Origin of the sequence: Amycolatopsis balhimycina FH 1894 (assembly GCF_000384295.1) — a bacterium.
Classification (GTDB): Bacteria; Actinomycetota; Actinomycetes; order Mycobacteriales; family Pseudonocardiaceae; genus Amycolatopsis; species Amycolatopsis balhimycina.
In genome coordinates, this window is the sequence record NZ_KB913037.1 from 320,844 (window position 1) to 338,955 (window position 18,112).

Here is an 18,112-nt window from a genome sequence, read left to right on the forward strand (position 1 = left end):
ATGGCCGCGACCCCCGATCCGGCCGACCCGGCGTCCCGCGAGCTGGTCACCCACGGCCGCATCGACGTCGAAGGGCGGCTGGTGGACGCCTCCAACGTCACGCTCTTCTGCGCCATCGAGCTCGACGGCGTCACGGGCCGGGTCGTGTACAAGCCGGTGTCGGGGGAGCGGCCGCTGTGGGACTTCCCCGACGGCACCCTGGCCGGGCGCGAAGTCGCCACCGCGATCGTCGCCGACGCCACCGGCCTCGGCGCGATCCCGCCCACCGTGCTGCGCGACGGCCCGTTCGGCCCCGGCATGGTCCAGCTGTGGATCGAGACCACCGAAGACGACCTTGTGGAAGTCCTGCCGCCCGACGACGTCCCCGACGGCTGGCGCCCGGTGCTGCACGCCCACGACCGGCTCGGCGAACCCGCGGTGCTGGCCCACGCGAACCACCCCGGGCTGCGCGACCTCGCCGTGCTCGACATCGTCGTCAACAACACCGACCGCAAGGGCGGGCACCTCCTGCCCGGCGTCGACGGCCGCGTCTACGGCGTCGACCACGGCATCTGCCTGCACACCGACCCGAAGCTGCGGACCGTCCTGTGGGGCTGGATCGGCGAGCCCGTGCCCCCGGACACCGTCGAGAAGCTCCGCAAACTGCGCTCGGAGCTCGACGGCGAGCTCGGCGAGACGCTTTCCGAGCACATCACCGGCTTCGAGGTCAGGGCGCTCGCCGAACGCACCGACCTGCTGCTTTCCGAGGGCATCTTCCCCGCACCCGGCGACGACTGGCGCGCGATCCCGTGGCCCCTGTTCTGATCGACGACCCGGCCCGCGCGCGATTGGCCGACCGCTTCGGCGCGGAGCTGGCCGAGCCGTGGTGCGACGCGCTCCCGGACCTGGTCGCCCGGCTGACCGCGAAGTGGGGACTGGAAGTCCGTGAGGCCCGGCCCGGCAACACCGGCCGGACGCTGCTGTGCACCGGCCCCGGCGGTGACCTGCGGGTCCTCAAGCTGACCCCGGATCCCGAAGTCGCCCGGCTCGAGTTCGCCGGGCTGAGCGCCTGGGCCGGGTGCGCCCGCGTCGTCCAGGTGCTCGACGCCGACCTCGACGCCCACGCCATCCTGCTGGAAGGCCTGGTCCCGGGCACCCAGCTGGACGGCGACGTCCCGTGGGCCGAGATCGGCGAGCTGCTCGGCCAGCTGCACTCCGTCGAACCACGCGGGGAGTTCCGGCGGCTGGCCGACGGCATCGAGTTCATCTTCGGCCTCTCCGAACGACGACGCCGCGAGTCACCGGCCGCCCAGCACCTGAGCGCCGACGTCCTGGCCAAGGGGCGTGCGCGTGCGTTGGAGCTGGCCGGCAGCGGGCCGGTCACGCTGATCCACGGCGACCTGCACCCGGGCAACGTCCTCGACGCCGGACCCGGGCGCGGCGCGGTCGCCATCGACCCGCGGCCCGGCCTCGGCGACCCGTCCCTCGACGCCATCGACTTCGTGTTCGTCCCGATGGCGGCCGGCGGCACCATCGACGACGGCATCGCCGCCCTCGCCCCGCACGTCGCGGACTTCGACGCCGAGCGCGTCCGCGCCTGGTGCGTCGCGATGGCGCCCCTGGTCGCGCTTGGGCCGTTGCGCCGCGGCGAGCGGACGCCGTTCACCGACGCGGTCCTGGAGTTGGCGCGTTGACCGGCGTGGCATGACCCGCCCGGGCGCCCGCGGCCACTAGGTTGCCTGGTCGTGCGCTCCCATTCGTATGACGACGTGCTCGCCGGCCGGCGCCGCAAGAAGGTGCCGGAAGTCCCCGCCGAGCCCGGTCTCGTGGTCGAGGACCCGGCCAGCGGCTACTGCGGCGCGGTGGTGAAGATCGAGTACGGCAACGTCGTCATCGAGGACGCCAAGGGCCGTCACCGCGTCTTCCCGCTCCTCCCGGCCGGCTTCCTGCTGGAGGGCAAGCCGGTCACGCTCGTGCCCGTCAAAGCCGCGCCCAAGGTGCCGGCCCGGCAGATCTCGGCGTCCGGGTCCGTGCGCGTCCAGGGGCTGCGGGCCCGGGTCGCCCGCGACTCGCGCATCTGGGTGGAGGGCAAGCACGACGCCGAGCTGGTCGAACGCGTCTGGGGCCACGACCTGCGCGTCGAAGGCGTCGTGGTCGAACCCCTCGACGGCGTCGACGTCCTCGCCGACCGGATCGCCGAGTTCGGCACCGGCCCCGGGCGCCGCCTCGGCGTGCTGGTCGACCACCTCGTCCCCGGCAGCAAGGAGTCCCGGCTCGTCGGGGCCGTCCGCGACGAGAACGTGCTGGTCACCGGGCACCCGTACATCGACGTCTGGGAGGCCGTGCGGCCCGGAGCCGTCGGGATCGAAGCGTGGCCGAAGATCCCGCGCGGCACCGAGTGGAAGCAGGGAATCTGCGACGCGCTCGGCTGGGGGCAACCTTACGAAGGCTGGCAACGTGTCCTGAGCGGGGTGAGCAGTTTCCGCGACCTCGAGACCCCGCTCATCGGGGCCGTGGAACGGCTCATCGACTTCGTCACCGAACCGGCGGAAGAGGGCTGAATGTCCGAATTGTCCAAGGTCACGCGAAGGTTACTTCCCGTCACGGCGCCGGTGCGAACCGGCGCGATCTGAGAGCATGAAGCCATGTCTTGGGCACTGGTCTGGTTGATCGTCGGCATCGCCCTGATGATCGCCGAAGTCGTCTCCGGCGACTTCGTGCTGATCATGCTGGGCGTCGCCGCGCTGTTCGGTGCCGGTGCCGACGTGCTCACCGGGAACCTGGTCATCGACGTCGCCGTGTTCGCCGTCGCCTCCGTCGGCATGCTCATGCTGGTCCGCCCCGCGCTCAAGCGGCGCCTGCTGTCCGGGCCGACGCACCACACCGGCATCGACGCGCTGATCGGCGCCCGCGCCGTCGTCGTGTCCACAGTGGACCACGAGGCCGGGCAGGTGAAGCTGGCCGGCGACGTCTGGTCGGCGCGCAGCATGTCGGCGCACCTCCCGCCCATCGCGCCCGGCACCTCGGTCACGGTCGTCGAGATCTCCGGCGCCACCGCCGTCGTGGCGGACGAACCGTGAGCCTCGGACTCGTCGTCGTCGGCGAGGGCCACGCCGCGGTGATCGAACGCGGCGGGCAGTTCCACACGGTGCTCGGCCCCGGCCGCCACTTCGTGCGCCCGTTCGCCGACCGGGTCCGCGCCCGCTTCGACCTCGGCGAACAGATCCTGACCGCCCCGCCTCGCCCGGTCGAAGCCGGTGACAGGCAAGAGGTCCTCATCGGCTTCGAAGTCGTCTTCGCGGTGACCGACCCGCGCCTGGCGACCTACGAAATCAGCAACCCGGCGTTCGCGATCGAACAGCTGGCCCGCACGGCGCTGCGGCAGGAGGCCGGCCTGACCACCGCCGAGCGCGCCATCACCGCACCAGGAGACCTGCACCGTACAGTGTGGACGGTCCTGCACGACACCACCGGCCGCTGGGGCATCACCACGAAGGAACTGCAGCTCGAGGTGAGCCCGCCCGCGGCACCAGGAACGCCGTCAACCGCGCAAGAATGGTACTAGGTAAGGGGAAATTCTCTTGACCGGATTTGTGATCGGCCTGGTCATAGCCTTGGCCTTGCTCGTGGTCATCACGATAGCCAAGGCGGTCATGGTGGTGCCGCAGGCGCAGTCCGCCGTGATCGAGCGGCTCGGCCGGTTCCGCACGGTCGCCTCGCCCGGCCTCAACATCCTCGTGCCGTTCCTGGACAAGGTGCGCGCCCGGATCGACCTGCGTGAGCAGGTCGTCTCGTTCCCGCCCCAGCCGGTGATCACCGAAGACAACCTGACGGTGTCGATCGACACCGTCGTGTACTTCCAGGTCACCGACTCGCGCGCCGCGGTGTACGAAATCTCCAACTACATCGTCGGTGTCGAGCAGCTGGCCACCACCACACTCCGCAACGTCGTCGGCGGGATGAGCCTCGAGCAGACGCTGACCTCCCGCGACTCGATCAACACCCAGCTGCGCGGCGTGCTCGACGAGGCGACCGGCCGCTGGGGCATCCGCGTCGGCCGCGTCGAGCTGAAGGCGATCGACCCGCCGCCCTCCATCCAGGACTCGATGGAGAAGCAGATGCGCGCGGACCGCGAGAAGCGCGCCATGATCCTCACCGCCGAAGGTCAGCGGGAGTCCGCGATCAAGACCGCGGAAGGCCAGAAGCAGAGCCAGATCCTCTCCGCCGAAGGTGCCCGCCAGGCGACCATCCTCGCCGCCGAGGCCGAGCGGCAGTCCCGCATCCTGCGGGCGCAGGGTGAGCGGGCCGCGCGCTACTTGCAGGCGCAGGGCCAGGCGAAGGCGATCGAAAAGGTGTTCGCCGCGATCAAGGCCGGGCGCCCCACCCCCGAGGTGCTGGCCTACCAGTACCTGCAGACGCTGCCGCAGCTGGCGCAGGGCGACGCGAACAAGGTCTGGATGATCCCCAGCGACTACGGCAAGGCCCTCGAAGGCTTCGCCCGCGCGCTCGGCGCCCCGGGCGACGACGGCGTGTTCCGGTACGAGCCGCCGAAGGACGACGACGTCCCGGCCAAGCTCGAGCTCGACGACGAAGAGGTCGCCGACTGGTTCGAAACGAAGAGCGACCCGAAGGTCGCCGAGGCCGTCGCGGCCGCGGAAGCCGTGGCGCGAAAGGAGGTCCCGGCGATCGGCGCACCGTCGGCACCGCCCGCGCGACCGTCGATCCCGCGGCCCACGCAGCAGCCGGAGCCGGCAGCCGACGAGGACCGCGCCACGGAAGCCGCCCCGGCCCCACAGCAGCCGTCGACGCCGAAGAGCGGCCAGCCGCTGCCCCAGCCGCAGGCCCCGGCCGGCCCGCCCCAGGGCGGTCAGTACCAGGGCCCGCCGCCGCAGGCTCCGCCGCCGGGCCAGTTCGGCGGCGGGCAGCAGAACCCGGGCAGCGGGCCGTTCCCGCAGCAGCCCCCGTTCGGCGGCCCGCGCCGCTGACCCTCGTTGGTCCGTGAATGGCACATTGAGGGACTTCAAGTCCCTCAATGTGCCATTCACGGCGTTTCAGCCCGTGCGTGCCGCCCGTTGGTAGACGCTCGCGTCGTCGATGTCGGCCTTCGAGCGGTCCTTCAGGAAGATCACGCACAGCACCGTCACCACCGCCGAGACGACGATGTAGGTCGAGATCGAGTACGGCGTCCCGGTCTTGTGCAGCAGCCACGTCGCCAGCAGCGGCGCCGGGCCGCCGGCGAACACCGACGCCAGCTGGTAACCGAGCCCGGCGCCGCCGTAGCGCAGGTGCGTCGGGAAGCTTTCGCCGATGAGCGCGGCCTGCGGGCCGTATTGCAGCGCGTGCGGGATGAACGACACCACGACGGCGACGAACACCAGCGCGTGCCCGCCGTGGCTCAGCACCGTGAAGTACGGGAACGCGATCACGCCGGTCAGGACCGCCCCGCACAGGTAGACGCGCTTGCGGCCGAAGCTGTCCGACAACGCGGAGAACAACGGGATCATCGCCAGCTCGCACGCCGCGCCGACGAGGACCGCGTTGAGCACGAACGTCCTGCTGAACTCGTGCCGCGCGACGACGTAGATCAGCACGTAACTGGTGAACAGGTAGAACGGCATCTGCTCGCTGAACCGGACGCCCGCCGAGAGCAGGATCTCCCGCCAGTGGTGCCGGATCGCGTCGAGCACCGGCGTGCGCGCGGTCTGCCGGTTCTCGACGAGCTTCGCGAACATCGGCGTCTCGAGGATCTTCAGGCGGATCACCAGGCCGACCGCCACGAGCACCAGGCTGGCCAGGAACGGGATCCGCCAGCCCCAGGAGTTGAACGCGTCGGTGGAGAGGGTCGCCGACAGCAGTGTCATGCCGCCGGTGCCGAGCACCAGCCCGACCGGGACGCCGATCTGCGCGAAACTGCCCAGCAGCCCGCGTTTGCGCTGGTTGCCCCACTCCATCGCGAGCAGGACCGAGCCGCTCCACTCGCCGCCGATCGCGATGCCCTGCACCAGCCGCAGCAGGACCAGGATGAGCGGGGCGGCGACGCCGATCGCCGACGTCCCGGGCAGCAGCCCGACGATGCCGGAGGAGATGCCCATCAGCAGCAGGGTGACGATCAGCGTCGTCTTCCGGCCGATCCGGTCACCCCAGTGGCCGAAGATGGCGGCGCCGACCGGGCGGGCGGCGAACCCGACCGCGTAGGTCGCGAACGACTGCATGGCGCCGGCGTACGCGCTCGACGCGGGGAAGAACAGGTGCGGGAAGACCAAGGCCGCCGCGGTGTTGTAGAGGAAGAAGTCGTACCACTCGATGGTCGTGCCGATCGCGCTCGCGAGCGCCGCACGCCGTACCTGGACCCGTCTTGACTTGCTCTCCGGTGCCACCTTGTGAGTGACGCCGCCGTCTCCCAAAACCATCTTGCACCACCTCCGGTGACTGACGTCACACAACAGTGTGACGCCCGCCGACGGTTTAGGCGATCTATGGCCGGAAGATCGTCCGGTTGGTGACCAGCTCCCGTACCCAGACTTGCAGACTCGGCAACTTTGCAGAGTCAGCAAAGTTCTGTACGGTGGAGTCATGGACATCGACGGCGGCGGGCTGCGGGAGCGCAAGAAGCGGGAAACGCGGATCGCGCTGAGCTGGGCCACCATCCGGCTCGTGGTGGAACGCGGGCTGGACAACGTCCGGATCGAAGACATCGCCGCCGAGGCCGGGGTGTCCACCCGCACCTTCAGCAACTACTTCGCCACCAAGGGCGAGGCCATCGCGGCCCGGCACTTCGAGCGGGCCCGCTCGATCGCCGAGCAGCTGCGGCACCGCCCCGCCGACGAGCCCATCTGGACCGCCGTCACCGAGGCCGCCCTGGCCGGGTTCGCTCTCAGCGAGGGCACGCCCGAACAGCTCTTCCCCGACGAGCAGTGGCTCAGCGGCATCCGGCTGATGGTCGCCGAACCCGCGCTCCAGAGCGAGTTCGCGAAAGCCGCCGCCGCGGCCGAAGCCGAGTTCGCCGCCGCGATCGCCGAGCGCACCGGCACCGACGCCACGAAAGACCTCTACCCGCGGCTGATGGCGGCCACCGTGGTCGCCGCGTTCAACGTGATCATCGGCCAGTGGCTCGACACCGAGCCGTCGGGCTCGATGGCCGACCTCCTGCGCGACGTCTTCGGCCGGCTCGCCGCCGGCCTGCCAGCGCCGCACTGACCTTCCCGGATCACTGAGGGCGCCCGGCACCCGCCGGGCGGATTCGTCCTGCCCTTTTTCGCCACCCACCAAGGAGTTCCGCCATGTACGACGTCGTCATCGCCGGAGCCGGCCCGAACGGCCTCATGCTCGCCTGCGAGCTCAGCCTCGCCGGCGTCCGGCCGCTGGTCCTCGAACGGCTGCCCGAACCGACCACCGAGCACCGCGCCAACGGCATGGTCGGCCAGGTCGTCCGGATGCTCGACCGCCGCGGCCTGCACGAGCGCCTCGCCGGACCGCTCGGCCCGCCGACGCCCCGGTTCGTCTTCGGCGCCATGCCGCTCGACCTCACGATCGCGCCGGACACCCCGCTGCACATCCTGCCCGTCCCGCAACGGCGGATAGCGGCGATGCTCGGCGACCGCGCCACCGAGCTCGGGGTCGAGATCCGCCGCGGCCACGAACTCACCGGCCTCGAGCAGGACGCCGAGCACGTCACCCTCCAGGTCGCCGGCCCGGACGGCGCGTACTCCCTCGAAACGCGGTACCTCGTCGGCGCGGACGGCGGCCGCAGCGTCACCCGGAAACTGGCCGGCATCGGCTTTCCCGGCGTCACCGAGGATCGCAGCGTCTCGCGGTCGGCGCACGTCACCGTCCCGCCGGAGCTGCTCGACCCCGCCACCGGCGGCCTGCGGGTGCCGGGCCACGGCGTCATCCCGGCCTTCTCCCACTACCGCACCGAAACCGGGCTGTTCGTCCACGCGACACTCGAAACCGCCACGATGGTGACCACCATCGAGTGGGTCGCGGACGACGCCGGCGACGACACGGCCATGACCGTGGACGAGCTGCGCGAGAGCGTCCGCCGCGTTCTCGGTGCCGACGTCCCGTTCGGGCCGCCCGAAGGCGAGGGCCCGCACCTGGCGCGGCGGCTCCACGGGCGCAACACGCGGCTGGCCGACCGCTTCCGCGACGGCCGCGTCCTGCTGGTCGGCGACGCCGCGCACGTCCACTCCGCGATCGGCGGGCCCGGGCTCAACCTCGGCATGCAGGACGCGATCGGCCTCGGCTGGAAGCTCGCGGCCGAGATCCACGGCTGGGCCCCGCCGGGACTGCTCGACACCTACGAAGCCGAACGCCGCCCGGCCGCCGAGCGGGTCGTCATGCACACCCAGGCCCAGAGCGCGCTCATCGGACCGGACAGCGCTATCACCGCGCTACGCGAACTCTTCGGCGAGCTGCTCAGACTGCCGAGCACCGTGCGGCACATCGCGAACCTCATGTCCGGCGCCGACATCCGGTACGACCCGGCCACCGACCACCCGCTCGACGGCCGGTGGGCTCCCGACGTCGAGCTGGCCGACGGCCTCCGGCTCGCCGAGCTGACCCGCACGGCCCGGCCGCTGCTGCTGGACTTCACGGGCTCCTTGGGGACCGACCTGCGCGGCTGGACCGACCGCGTCGACCTGGTCGCCGCCCGGCCCGCGGGCCAGGCGCCCGCGACGGCGATGCTGCTGCGGCCGGACTGCTACGTCGCCTGGGCGTCCAGCTCGGCGGAGCCGGACGACACCGAGCGCAAGGCCCTGCGAGCGGCGCTGGAGCGGTGGTTCGGTAGCCCCGTTGACATGTAGGAAATCCCCTACGTATGGTGGCGGGCATGACGATCACCCACGTGCAGTTCCTGACCTTGCCCGTCGCCGACCACGCCCGCGCGCGGGACTTCTACGTCGGCAAGCTCGGGTTCGAAGCGCTCGTCGACCGCCGCACGCCCGAGGGCGGGCACTTCGTGATGGTCGCGCCGAAGGGCGCGAAGACCGGCGTGGTGCTGACCGATCAGCAGGTCACCGGCACCGGCGGCGGCCCGCAGCACTTCCAGCTGCAGACCACCGACCTCGACGCCGACGTCGCCGCGCTGCGGGCGGCCGGCGTCGAGGTCGCCGAGCCGGCGGAACGGCCGTGGGGCCGCGCCACCTCGTTCACGGACCTCGACGGCCACACCCTCGGGCTGCTCGAACCGTCGGACTTCGGCAACGTCCCGAGCTGATGCCGGTCAACGACGACGTCTTCGCCGCCCTCGCCAGCCCGGCGCGGCGCGAAGTCCTGCGGCTGCTGCTCGACGGCCCGATGGCCGCCGGCGTCATCGCGGACCGCTTCGCGATGGCCCGGCCCAGCCTCTCGGAACACCTGCGGGTGCTCCGGGAGGCTGGCCTGGTCAGCGAGCAGCGGCAAGGCCGCAACCGCGTCTACCGGCTCGACGCGGCCCCGCTCGAAGAGGTCGCGGACTGGCTCACGCCGTACGAGCGGTTCTGGCGGACCAAGCTCACGAATCTGCGTGACCTGCTCGACAAGGAGGACGACCTGTGACCGACGACGATCCGGCCGCGGTCCACGTCGACCAGTTCCTCGCCCACCCGGCCCGCAAGGTGTGGCGCGCGCTCACCGAACCGGCTCTGCTCGAACGGTGGATCGGCATGCCCAACGACATCAAGCCCGTGGTGGGGCACCGGTTCGAGCTGCTGGCCGAGCCGGTGCCCGCCGCCGGGTTCGCGGGCGGCCCGGTCGCGTGCGAGGTCCTCGAGGTCGAGCCCGAGCGCAAGCTCAGCATCCGCTGGGGTCCGCAGTGGACGGTGACCTGGCGGCTGGAGCCGGAGGGCACCGGCACCCGGCTGTTCCTCAGCCACGAGGGATTCGACCAGGACGACGAGTTCCAGCGCGTCTCGCGCCGGATCATGGGCAGCGGCTGGCGCTCCCACGTGCCGCGGGCGCTGACCCGCTTGCTGGACACGCTGCCCGATTACCCATCCGACCAAAAGTAGGCCGACCCCCACCCGGCACGTAACCGTTGCTACCAAGCCATTCGGCCGTGACTGTGGTCGGATTGGTAACAATCGGCACAGTAGGATCGGGTGGTGACACAGGCCGCTGACCCCACCGAGTCGAAACCCTTGCGCGCCGACGCCCGGCGCAACCGGGCGCGCGTGCTGGAGGCGGCCGAGAGCGTGTTCGCCGCCAAGGGCACCGGGGCGCCCACCGAGGAGGTCGCCCGCGCCGCCGGGGTGGGCATCGGCACGGTGTTCCGGCACTTCCCGACGAAGGAGGCGCTGCTCGAAGCGGTGCTCTTCGCCCGCCTGCGCCGGTTCGTCGACGAGGCCGAGGCCGCCGTCGCCGCGGACTCCGCCGACCCGGGCGGCGCGTTCTTCACGTTCCTGACCAGCTGGATCGAGATGTCGAGCGCGAAGAACGCCTACTTCGAGGCGCTCACCGCGGCCGGCGTCACCGTGCCGATGACGAAGTCCGCCGTCGGCGCCCGGCTCATCGAGTCGCTGGGCGTGCTGCTGTCGCGTGCGCAGGGGGCGGGCGCGGTCCGGAAGGACCTCGTCGTCGGTGAGCTGATCACCGTGGTCATCGGGGCCGCGAAGGCCGCCGAATACGCCGGCCCGGACGCGCGCCTGCGCGACCGAGCCGTGGAAATCCTGTTCGACGGGCTCCGTCCCGGCGCGTCAACGGGGGAGCGGCGCTGAGCCCACCGGCTCAAGGGTCGGCCGCTTCGGGGTGAGCGTGTCACCGGACGACTCGCCGCGCAGCCGGCGCCGGACCCACGGCAGCGCGTGCTCCTGCGCCCACCGGAGGTTCTGGGCGCGGCGCTGCGACGGGCTCAGGACGTCGCGCGGGCCCAGCTCGCTCGCCGTCAGCGGGTGGTCGACGCCGAGAGCGGCCAGCACCGCGATGGCGATCTCCGCGTGCCCGAGCGGGTTGAGGTGCAGCCGGTCCGGCGCCCAGAGCCGCCGGTCACGCAGCTGCCGCATCGCCCACATGTCCACCAGCAGCGCGCCGTGCCGGGCGGCGATGGCGCGGACGAACTCGTTGTAGATCGCGACCCGGCCGCGAATCCTGCGGAACAGCACGTCCTCGACGCCGTCGACGCCGGTGAAGAGCACCAGGCGGGCACCGGTCGCGCGGATCTTCTCGACTGCCGCCTCGTAGCCGGCCATCAGCGCGTCGATGTCGACCTTCGGCCGCATGAGGTCGTTGCCGCCGGCGTAGAGCGTGACGAGGTCAGGCGCCATGGCCAGGGCCGGCTCGAGCTGTTCGGCCAGTACCTGGCCCATCAGCTTGCCGCGGATGGCGAGGTTGGCGTAGCGGAAGTCCGGCTCGCGGGTCGCGAGCTGCTCGGCGACCCGGTCGGCCCAGCCACGCACGCCGTTCGGAGCGGCCGGGTCCTCGTCCCCGACGCCCTCGGTGAACGAGTCACCTAGGCTGACTAAGCGCTTGCTTTGCATGGCCCGATCATAACCACCGCGTTGCCGGACGCGCCGCTGGGCTCGTCGGCGAACCGGAGCGGTTCACCAACGAGCCCAGCACGGCCCACTTCGGTTATTCGATCGGGAAATCGAAATAGGTGTCGGGGTGCGGCTCGTCCTTCAGCGTGTAGTGCCACCACTCGCTGTCGTACCGGCTGAACCCGGAATCCTCCATGACGGAACAAAGGTGAGCACGGTTGCGCGTTTCGTCCGCCGTGATTCCCTCGGCTCCGTGGTGGGAGATCGGGTCCATGACATCGTGGTCACCGCCCATGAGGGCGAGTTCCCCGGTGTCGAGGTGGTAGATCGTCAGGTCGACGGTGCTGCCCCGGCTGTGGCCCGACTTGGCGGCGACGTAACCCTGTTCGAACATCTCGGGCCGCTCGATGTTCGGGTAGTGCCGCGCCTTCTTCCGGCCGTCCTCCGGCTCCGTCGACCAGCGCAGGAAATGGTCCACCGCGCGCTGCGGCCGGTAACCGTCCCAGAGGAGCAGGCCGAACCCCAGGGATCCGGCCTTGTCCCGTGCCTTCTCCAGGGCGGCGCACAAAGCCTTCGTGCCGACGATGCGGTTGACGAGATAGCCGTCCACCGGCTTGCCGACGAAGTTGTCCCAGGTGGCGTACTTGGCGTCCCAGCGAATACCGGGTACCAGTTCGTCCACGAAGGCGAAGCCTTCGTTCACTGCAGCTTCCCGGTCAGCGTCAGGGACACGAGCCGGTCGATCACCTCGCCGAGCGGCAGGCCCGCGGCCGCCATCATGCGCGGGTACCGGCTGTAGGAGGTCAGGCCCGGCAGGGTGTTGACCTCGTTGAGGACCACGGATCCGTCTTCCTTGAGGAACAGGTCCACCCGCGCCAGCCCACGGCAGCCGAGGGCGCGGTAGATCTTCTTCGCCGTCTCCTGCACGAGCGCGCGCTTCTCGTCCGGAATGTCGGCCGGCACGATGAACGAGGAGTTCTCGGAACCGGTTTCCGGCGTCGCTTCCTGGTGGATCCGGAAGAAGCCGTGGGACAGCGCGACCCGGTCGCACTCGCCGGTCACCAGGTCGGGGTCGTTGCCCATGACGGCACAGCCGATTTCGCTGCCGATGACGGCCGCCTCGATGAGCACCTTCGTGTCGTACTCGCGCGCGGTCTCCAGCGCGGCGGCCAGTTCACCTTCGCTGGACACCTTGGTGACACCGAAAGACGAACCCGAACGGGCCGGCTTCACGAAGACCGGGTAGCTGAACTGGCTGGTGTCGACGTCCTCGTCCGTGTTGATGATCCAGAAGTCCGGCGTGGCGATGCCCGCGCCGCGGGTGACGACGTAGGCGAGGGCCTTGTCCATGCAGACCGCGGAGCTCTGGACGTCGCAGCCCACGTAGGGGACGCCGGAGAGCTCGAACAGACCCTGGATCGCGCCGTCTTCGCCGAGCTTGCCGTGCAGGACGGGAAGCACCACGTCGAGGCTGATGGTCTCATACCCGCCGTCGCCCAGGACGAGCAGCCCGTGCACGCTCCGGTCCGGCGACAGCACGGCCGGACGGCTGTTGGCGCCGTCTTCCCAGTTCCCCTCGGGACCGTCGCAGAGCACCCAGGCACCGCTCTGCGTGATCCCGACCCAGTACACCTCGTACTTCTCGGTGTCGAGATTCTTCGCGACCTCGCGAGCGGACTTGACGGAGATGGGGTGCTCCTCGGACATGCCGCCGAAGAGGACTGCGATTTTCAGCCTATCCATGCTGGTTCCTGCCTTCGAATTTCATGCAATTCGCGATGGAGTTTTCGACGGTGTCACTCAGAGCGTGGTCGGTGTAGTAAGCCGTGTGCGGGCTGACGATCACGTTCGGCAGTTCCTGGAGCAGCAGCAGCAATTTGTTCTTGATGGGCTTGTCCCGGTGGTCGGCGTAGAAGATTCCTTCCTCGCCTTCGAGGACGTCCAGCGCCGCGCCGCCCAGCCTGCCGCTTTCCAAGGCCGGAACGAGGGCCTCGGTGTCGATGAGTGGCCCGCGGCCGGTGTTGATCACGAACGCGCCCGGCTTCATCTGCTCGATGCGCTCACCGTTCAGGAGGTGGTGCGTATCGGGAGTGAGCGGGGTGTGGAGTGTGACGATGTCGCTCGACCGCAGCAGTTCGTCGAGGGAAACGTATTCGGCGGCGGCCACGGGACGCGTGTCGTAGGCCAGGGTCCGGCAGCCGAAACCCTGGAGCCGGTCCATCACCGCCGCGCCGATGCGTCCCGTTCCGACGACCCCGACGGTCAGGTCGCGCAGTTCTCGCCCGCGGACGTCGTTCAGCCGGTAGTCGTGGACACCCGCGCGAGAGATGATGGTCTTCGCGTTGCGCATCAGCATCAGCATCTGCATCAGCGTGAAGTCAGCCACACTGTCGGGCGAGTAGGCGACGTTTTCCACGGTGATGCCGATGCTCTCCGCGTATTTCACATCGATGTGGTTGTACCCGATGCTTCGCGTGGAGATGTACCTCACGCCGGTTTCGGCGAGCGCCAGAAGAGTGGGGTTCGTGACCCGGGTTTTGTGACCGATGCTGATGCACGGGTTTCCGGCGGCCAGTTCGACATTGGCTTCGGATACCGGCGCCTCGGCGATGGTCGGTATTACGTCGTAGCGAGGCGCCAGCTCCCGGAACAAAGCGGCCTCGTCCTGACCGCATCCATAGATGGTGATTCCCGTCGGCGGAACCGCCGAGGAGGATGACGACGCCAGCGATCGGGCGCGGCTGTCCGCTGGTCGTGCCGGTTCGCTGTAGGTCATGCCCGGCAGTATAGGCAGCGCGGTGAGGCCGCCCCGTATGCGGGTTTCGATACGGCGGACACGACGTTACCGCCCAGTAACGGCGAGTACGCGGGTCGTGATGGTGAAGGAAAGAGCCCCAGCTCTGTGCATCATGCCCCCCGGCGGGCCGCGCCACAAGCGGGCTTCGCCCGCGGCGGAATTCCTGGCTCCCCGCCGCTCGCGGCCGGTACACGGGAAGCATGACGGCCTACGACGCGATCGCCGACTGGTACGAGACGACGTTCCTCGCCGGGCAGCGCGAGGACCCCCTGGCCATCGGGCCCGCCCTGCGGGAGCTCCTCGGCCCCGGCTCCGGGCCGTGCCTCGAGCTGGGCTGCGGCACCGGTGTCCACGCCGGGGTACTCCGGGAGTGCTCGCGTGGCGGGCGAGAAAAGTTCCGCGCGGTTTGTCGAATCCGGTCGCTCCCGGATGACGTCCTGGCAGAAGCCGGACCGCACCGAGGGAGACAGCCATGGCGAAGGAATTCGAAGCCGGGTTCGACGGCACGCTCGCGGCCACGCCGGAGGCCTGCTGGCGGGCGATCACCGTGGACGCCGGGAGCTGGTCCTGGCCCATCTCGTACGAACCGCGGGTCGGGGGCAAGGAGACCGGGCTGACCTTCCACGGCGGCGAGGTCACCGTCTGGCAGCCCGGTGCGCACTTCGCGACCCGCTGTGAAGAGGGCGACTGGTTCAACCAGCTCGACTACACCTTCGAACGCCGCGGCGACGCGACGCACCTGAAGTTCCGGCACCGCGGCGTCTTCCTCGAGGACTGGGACACCAACTACGACGCCTGCCGGCAGCACACCGCGTTCTACTACCACTCCCTCGGCGAGTACCTGACCCACTTCGCCGGCCGCGCCGCCACCTACGCGATGACCGAGGCACCGGAGTCGTCCGCGTCGGCCGACGGCTTCACCAAGCTGAAGGAAGCGCTCGGCGTGCCGGAAAACGCGCAGGCCGGCGACCGGGTGACCGTCCGGGGTGTCGAAGGCGTCGTCGACTACGCGACGCCGAACTTCCTCGGTGTCCGGACCGAGGACGCGCTCTACCGGTTCTACGGCCGCAACGCCTTCGGCTGGCCCCTCGGCGTCGGACGGCACCATTTCGCCGGGATCGACGCCGGGGCCGAGGAGCTGGGCTGGCAGACGTGGCTCGCCGGGGTCTTCGCCTAGGCGCTGACCTGCCGGGCCCGGTGGTCGGCGACGTGGACGCGGGTCGCGCAGCGCGTCGAGCAGAACCGGCGGCGGCCGTTGCGCGAAGTGTCGACGTACGCGGTCTCGCAGCTTTCACTGGCGCAGATGCCGAGGCGGTCCGGGGCCTCGCACACGAGGTGGGCGAGGCCGCCCGCGGTGTAGGCGCGGACCCGGCCGACCGGCCCGGCGTCTTCGGCCGAGTAGTGCAGGTGGGGCGGCTTGCCGTCGTGGGTGGTGATATACGGACGGCACGCCGCTTCCGCGAGCAGCTCGTTGACCAGCGCGGGCCGCTCGGCGGGGTCGGCGGTGAACACCGGGTGCAGCCGGTGTGCCCATTCCCCGATCCGCGTCGCTTCGTCGCCGGTGAGGGCCGCGATGGCCATGCCGTTGCGGACCATCCCGTCGAGGAGCTCACTCGCCGACCCCGCGTTCACCAGGTCGGCGGCCACGAGCGCGGCCGGACCGCCGTAAGGGTTGAAGTGCACTGAAGCATTACAGCACGATCGTGGCATGGATCGGAACCCCGCCGCACTCAAAAACTCAGCCGCACTCGAGAACCCCGCCGCACTCAAAAACTCAGCCGCACTAGAGGATCACTGTCCCCGCTGCGGCTGGCCGCTCGCCGAACTCCCGGCGTCCGCGGCCCAGCCCGTCTCCCACCGGCTCGACTACGTGCGCTGCGTCTGCGGCAGCTGGCTCGCCCGCCTCGACGGCGAAGTCGTCGGCGCCACCCGGCCGGCCCGGTGACTCAGAGGTCGAGCGCGCCGGCCGCGTTGTCGTTCCACTGGTCGACCCGGCGGATGTACTCGTAGAGGGCGCGGCTGCCGCGCACCCAGCGGCCCTGGTCGGCGATCGCGAGGTCGTCGGCGCCGGCCCGGCGTGCCTCGGTGGCGAACCCGGACCGCAGGGAGTGCCCGGTCACCGGGTACGGCAGGCCCGCGCGGACGCCGGCCCGGGTGAGGATCTGGTTGACGCCGGTCGTGCTGAGCGCGGGCACGCCGACGTTGCCGTGCCGGTCGACCCGGCGGAACGCGGGCCCCTCGGTGATCCCGGCGCCGGAGCGCCACGCGTGCCACGCCCGGACCGGGTCGGTGTCGGGGCTGTCGCGCCGGGGGACGACCATGTCACCGGTGCTCTTGCCGTGCCGCACGGTGACCGCCAGACCCCGGTCGTCGACCGGCTCGACGTCGGTGACCAGCAGGTTCGCCAGATCCGAGCAGCGTGCGGCGATCGGGAACCCGATGAGCAGCATCGCCCGGTCGCGCGCGCCGGCGAGCGTGTCCGGGCAGGCTCGTGACATCGCCCGCAGGTCGGTGAGGGTGACCATGGTGGCCTTGCCGCGGCCGCGCTGGATCCCCTCCCGGGCCAGCCGCTGCCGGTACCCCTTCAGCGCCCGCCAGGCGGCGCGGCTCGCTTCGGGATCGACGACGACCTTGTGGTGCCGCAACCCGGCGAGTGCCCCGGTGAGCCGCCGTTCGATCGTCGAGGGCGCGGCCGGGGCGGCCCGTTCGGGCACTTCGGGCACGGCGCGTTCGTCCGGACGCAGGGTGCGTCCCCGCTCGAGCCACACGACGAACCCGGTCAGCGCGCCGATCGTCGCCGACAGTGGCGGGATCCCGGTTTCGGCGGTGTAGTCCTGCCAGACCTGCCAGTCCTGGGCGTAGGCCTTGAGCGTGTTCGGCGGCCGTTGGCCGTCGACGTGCCGGGCGGCGGCCTCGTCGAGCAGGGCGAGCCGGTCCTGCGGGCTCGCGGCCGCCAGGGCGGCGTCGGTCACCGGTTCGAGCTCGGGCACGCGCCGAAGGTTACGGGATGTCGATCTCCGCGGGCAGGAACCCGGCCAGGGCGTCGGCGACCGCGGCGGGCTGTTCCAGCGTCTGGATGTGCGGCGCGCCGGGAACGACGGCGAACTTCGCGCCGTCCCCGATGCGGCCGGCGATGGCCGCCATGCCCTCGACCGGGATCGACGCGTCCGCGTCACCGGCGAGCGCCAGCGCGGGTACCGGGAAGTCGCGAAGCCGTTCGTAGACGTCGAGGCCGCCGTAGCCGCGCCAGATCGACGCCCACGTCGCCGGATCGAACGAGGTCAGGCACTCGCGGGCGTAGCGGACGCCGTCGGTGCCGGCGGCCAGGGCGTCCGGGGTGAACCAGCGTTCCAGCGTCGGGCCGATCAGCGGTGTCATGCCGCCGGTCTCGGCGACCCGCGCGCGTTCCTCGAACGCTTCGGGAACCGGCCGGTCCGGCGAGGCCATGAGGATGAGCGAAGCGAACCGCCTGGGCGCGGCGACGGCGGCGGTCTGCGCGATCGCCCCGCCCAACGACAGCCCGGCGACGTGGGCGGTGTCCAGTTCGAGCGCGTCGAGCACGGCCAGGAGGTCGGCGGCGGTGGCCGCCATCGTGAACGGCAGCGGCGCCCCGGCGGCGGAGCCGTGCCCGCGGACGTCGTAGGCGAACACCCGGCGGCCTTCGGCGAGGCGGTCGAGCACGGGGTCCCACATCCGGCGGTCCAGGCCGAGGGAGTGGACGAGCAGCACGGCGGGTCCACGGGTGCCACGGACGGTCACGGCGGTCTCGTGGTCGGACGCGGTGATCTTCATGCCTCGATCCTCCCGCCGGTGTCCACGGGATTTCGCGATCGTCCGGGGCTCCCAGTCCTCGCGGAGGACCCCTCCCAGTTTTCGAGAG

General features: G+C 70.9%; 22 protein-coding genes. 14 read left to right on the forward strand and 8 right to left on the reverse strand.

The features are described 5' to 3' along the window. From A3CE_RS0100525 to A3CE_RS0100550, 6 genes are all read left to right on the forward strand, one after another. The gene (locus A3CE_RS0100525) at positions 1 to 804 is read left to right on the forward strand and encodes an SCO1664 family protein (protein WP_020638103.1); all 804 of its coding nucleotides are present in this window, start codon (positions 1 to 3) and stop codon (positions 802 to 804) included. Continuing rightward, positions 789 to 1,673 (forward strand): aminoglycoside phosphotransferase family protein, encoded by an 885-nt coding sequence (locus A3CE_RS0100530; RefSeq protein ID WP_020638104.1) that lies wholly within the window; start codon positions 789 to 791, stop codon positions 1,671 to 1,673. The genes A3CE_RS0100525 and A3CE_RS0100530 overlap by 16 nt, the downstream gene beginning before the upstream one ends. A gap of 51 nt (positions 1,674 to 1,724) precedes the next feature. Then, the gene (locus tag A3CE_RS0100535; RefSeq protein ID WP_026468022.1) at positions 1,725 to 2,540 is read left to right on the forward strand and encodes a DUF3097 domain-containing protein; all 816 of its coding nucleotides are present in this window, start codon (positions 1,725 to 1,727) and stop codon (positions 2,538 to 2,540) included. An 84-nt stretch (positions 2,541 to 2,624) separates the two neighbouring features. After that, positions 2,625 to 3,059: an NfeD family protein gene (locus A3CE_RS0100540; protein WP_020638106.1), complete on the forward strand. Its 435-nt coding sequence runs from the start codon at positions 2,625 to 2,627 to the stop codon at positions 3,057 to 3,059. Next, the gene (locus A3CE_RS0100545) at positions 3,056 to 3,544 is read left to right on the forward strand and encodes an SPFH domain-containing protein (protein WP_020638107.1); all 489 of its coding nucleotides are present in this window, start codon (positions 3,056 to 3,058) and stop codon (positions 3,542 to 3,544) included. The genes A3CE_RS0100540 and A3CE_RS0100545 overlap by 4 nt, the downstream gene beginning before the upstream one ends. Before the next feature lie 88 nt (positions 3,545 to 3,632). Next, complete coding sequence (locus A3CE_RS0100550) at positions 3,633 to 4,964, forward strand: SPFH domain-containing protein (RefSeq protein WP_376741600.1); 1,332 nt, start codon at positions 3,633 to 3,635, stop codon at positions 4,962 to 4,964. Positions 4,965 to 5,030: 66 nt separating this feature from the next. Here A3CE_RS0100550 and A3CE_RS0100555 read toward each other — a convergent pair whose 3' ends face one another. Continuing rightward, complete coding sequence (locus A3CE_RS0100555) at positions 5,031 to 6,389, reverse strand: MFS transporter (RefSeq protein ID WP_020638109.1); 1,359 nt, start codon at positions 6,387 to 6,389, stop codon at positions 5,031 to 5,033. A 163-nt stretch (positions 6,390 to 6,552) separates the two neighbouring features. On the opposite strand from A3CE_RS0100555, the gene A3CE_RS0100560 reads away from it, so the two are divergent. From A3CE_RS0100560 to A3CE_RS0100585, 6 genes are all read left to right on the forward strand, one after another. Further along, positions 6,553 to 7,176 (forward strand): TetR/AcrR family transcriptional regulator, encoded by a 624-nt coding sequence (locus tag A3CE_RS0100560; RefSeq protein ID WP_020638110.1) that lies wholly within the window; start codon positions 6,553 to 6,555, stop codon positions 7,174 to 7,176. An 83-nt stretch (positions 7,177 to 7,259) separates the two neighbouring features. After that, on the forward strand, positions 7,260 to 8,786 hold the full coding sequence (locus tag A3CE_RS0100565) for an FAD-dependent monooxygenase (protein WP_020638111.1): 1,527 nt from the start codon (positions 7,260 to 7,262) through the stop codon (positions 8,784 to 8,786). Positions 8,787 to 8,812: 26 nt separating this feature from the next. Beyond that, on the forward strand, positions 8,813 to 9,199 hold the full coding sequence (locus A3CE_RS0100570; RefSeq protein ID WP_026468024.1) for a VOC family protein: 387 nt from the start codon (positions 8,813 to 8,815) through the stop codon (positions 9,197 to 9,199). Further along, entirely contained in the window at positions 9,199 to 9,519 is a 321-nt protein-coding gene (locus A3CE_RS0100575; RefSeq protein WP_020638113.1) for an ArsR/SmtB family transcription factor, read from the forward strand. The genes A3CE_RS0100570 and A3CE_RS0100575 overlap by 1 nt, the downstream gene beginning before the upstream one ends. Further along, positions 9,516 to 9,971 (forward strand): SRPBCC family protein, encoded by a 456-nt coding sequence (locus A3CE_RS0100580; protein ID WP_020638114.1) that lies wholly within the window; start codon positions 9,516 to 9,518, stop codon positions 9,969 to 9,971. Before A3CE_RS0100575 ends, A3CE_RS0100580 begins: the two co-directional genes overlap by 4 nt. A gap of 93 nt (positions 9,972 to 10,064) precedes the next feature. After that, on the forward strand, positions 10,065 to 10,676 hold the full coding sequence (locus A3CE_RS0100585) for a TetR/AcrR family transcriptional regulator (protein ID WP_020638115.1): 612 nt from the start codon (positions 10,065 to 10,067) through the stop codon (positions 10,674 to 10,676). Here the strand turns inward: A3CE_RS0100585 and A3CE_RS0100590 are convergent. From A3CE_RS0100590 to vanH, 4 genes are all read right to left on the reverse strand, one after another. Continuing rightward, positions 10,656 to 11,435 (reverse strand): SGNH/GDSL hydrolase family protein, encoded by a 780-nt coding sequence (locus A3CE_RS0100590; RefSeq protein WP_020638116.1) that lies wholly within the window; start codon positions 11,433 to 11,435, stop codon positions 10,656 to 10,658. The two genes, A3CE_RS0100585 and A3CE_RS0100590, sit on opposite strands and share 21 nt — an antisense overlap. Before the next feature lie 94 nt (positions 11,436 to 11,529). Then, on the reverse strand, positions 11,530 to 12,138 hold the full coding sequence (gene vanX / locus A3CE_RS0100595; RefSeq protein ID WP_020638117.1) for a D-Ala-D-Ala dipeptidase VanX: 609 nt from the start codon (positions 12,136 to 12,138) through the stop codon (positions 11,530 to 11,532). Beyond that, positions 12,135 to 13,178: a D-alanine--(R)-lactate ligase gene (vanA, locus tag A3CE_RS0100600; protein ID WP_020638118.1), complete on the reverse strand. Its 1,044-nt coding sequence runs from the start codon at positions 13,176 to 13,178 to the stop codon at positions 12,135 to 12,137. Before vanA ends, vanX begins: the two co-directional genes overlap by 4 nt. Beyond that, positions 13,171 to 14,211 (reverse strand): D-lactate dehydrogenase VanH, encoded by a 1,041-nt coding sequence (gene vanH / locus A3CE_RS0100605; protein WP_084641149.1) that lies wholly within the window; start codon positions 14,209 to 14,211, stop codon positions 13,171 to 13,173. The genes vanA and vanH overlap by 8 nt, the downstream gene beginning before the upstream one ends. Before the next feature lie 493 nt (positions 14,212 to 14,704). Between vanH and A3CE_RS0100610 the strand changes: the two genes are divergently transcribed. Beyond that, positions 14,705 to 15,409 (forward strand): SRPBCC family protein, encoded by a 705-nt coding sequence (locus tag A3CE_RS0100610; protein ID WP_020638120.1) that lies wholly within the window; start codon positions 14,705 to 14,707, stop codon positions 15,407 to 15,409. Here A3CE_RS0100610 and A3CE_RS0100615 read toward each other — a convergent pair. After that, entirely contained in the window at positions 15,406 to 15,915 is a 510-nt protein-coding gene (locus tag A3CE_RS0100615; protein ID WP_020638121.1) for a CGNR zinc finger domain-containing protein, read from the reverse strand. The genes A3CE_RS0100610 and A3CE_RS0100615 overlap by 4 nt on opposite strands. Before the next feature lie 25 nt (positions 15,916 to 15,940). Between A3CE_RS0100615 and A3CE_RS49675 the strand changes: the two genes are divergently transcribed. After that, positions 15,941 to 16,177 (forward strand): hypothetical protein, encoded by a 237-nt coding sequence (locus A3CE_RS49675; RefSeq protein WP_020638122.1) that lies wholly within the window; start codon positions 15,941 to 15,943, stop codon positions 16,175 to 16,177. 1 nt (position 16,178) lies between these two features. Here A3CE_RS49675 and A3CE_RS0100625 read toward each other — a convergent pair whose 3' ends face one another. Together A3CE_RS0100625 and A3CE_RS54585 are read right to left on the reverse strand one after the other, a co-directional pair. Then, positions 16,179 to 17,222 (reverse strand): tyrosine-type recombinase/integrase, encoded by a 1,044-nt coding sequence (locus A3CE_RS0100625; protein ID WP_020638123.1) that lies wholly within the window; start codon positions 17,220 to 17,222, stop codon positions 16,179 to 16,181. Between the two features lie 10 nt (positions 17,223 to 17,232). Then, positions 17,233 to 18,024, reverse strand: a complete 792-nt coding sequence (locus A3CE_RS54585; RefSeq protein WP_020638124.1) for an alpha/beta fold hydrolase — start codon at positions 18,022 to 18,024, stop codon at positions 17,233 to 17,235. Positions 18,025 to 18,112: the final 88 nt, after the last annotated feature.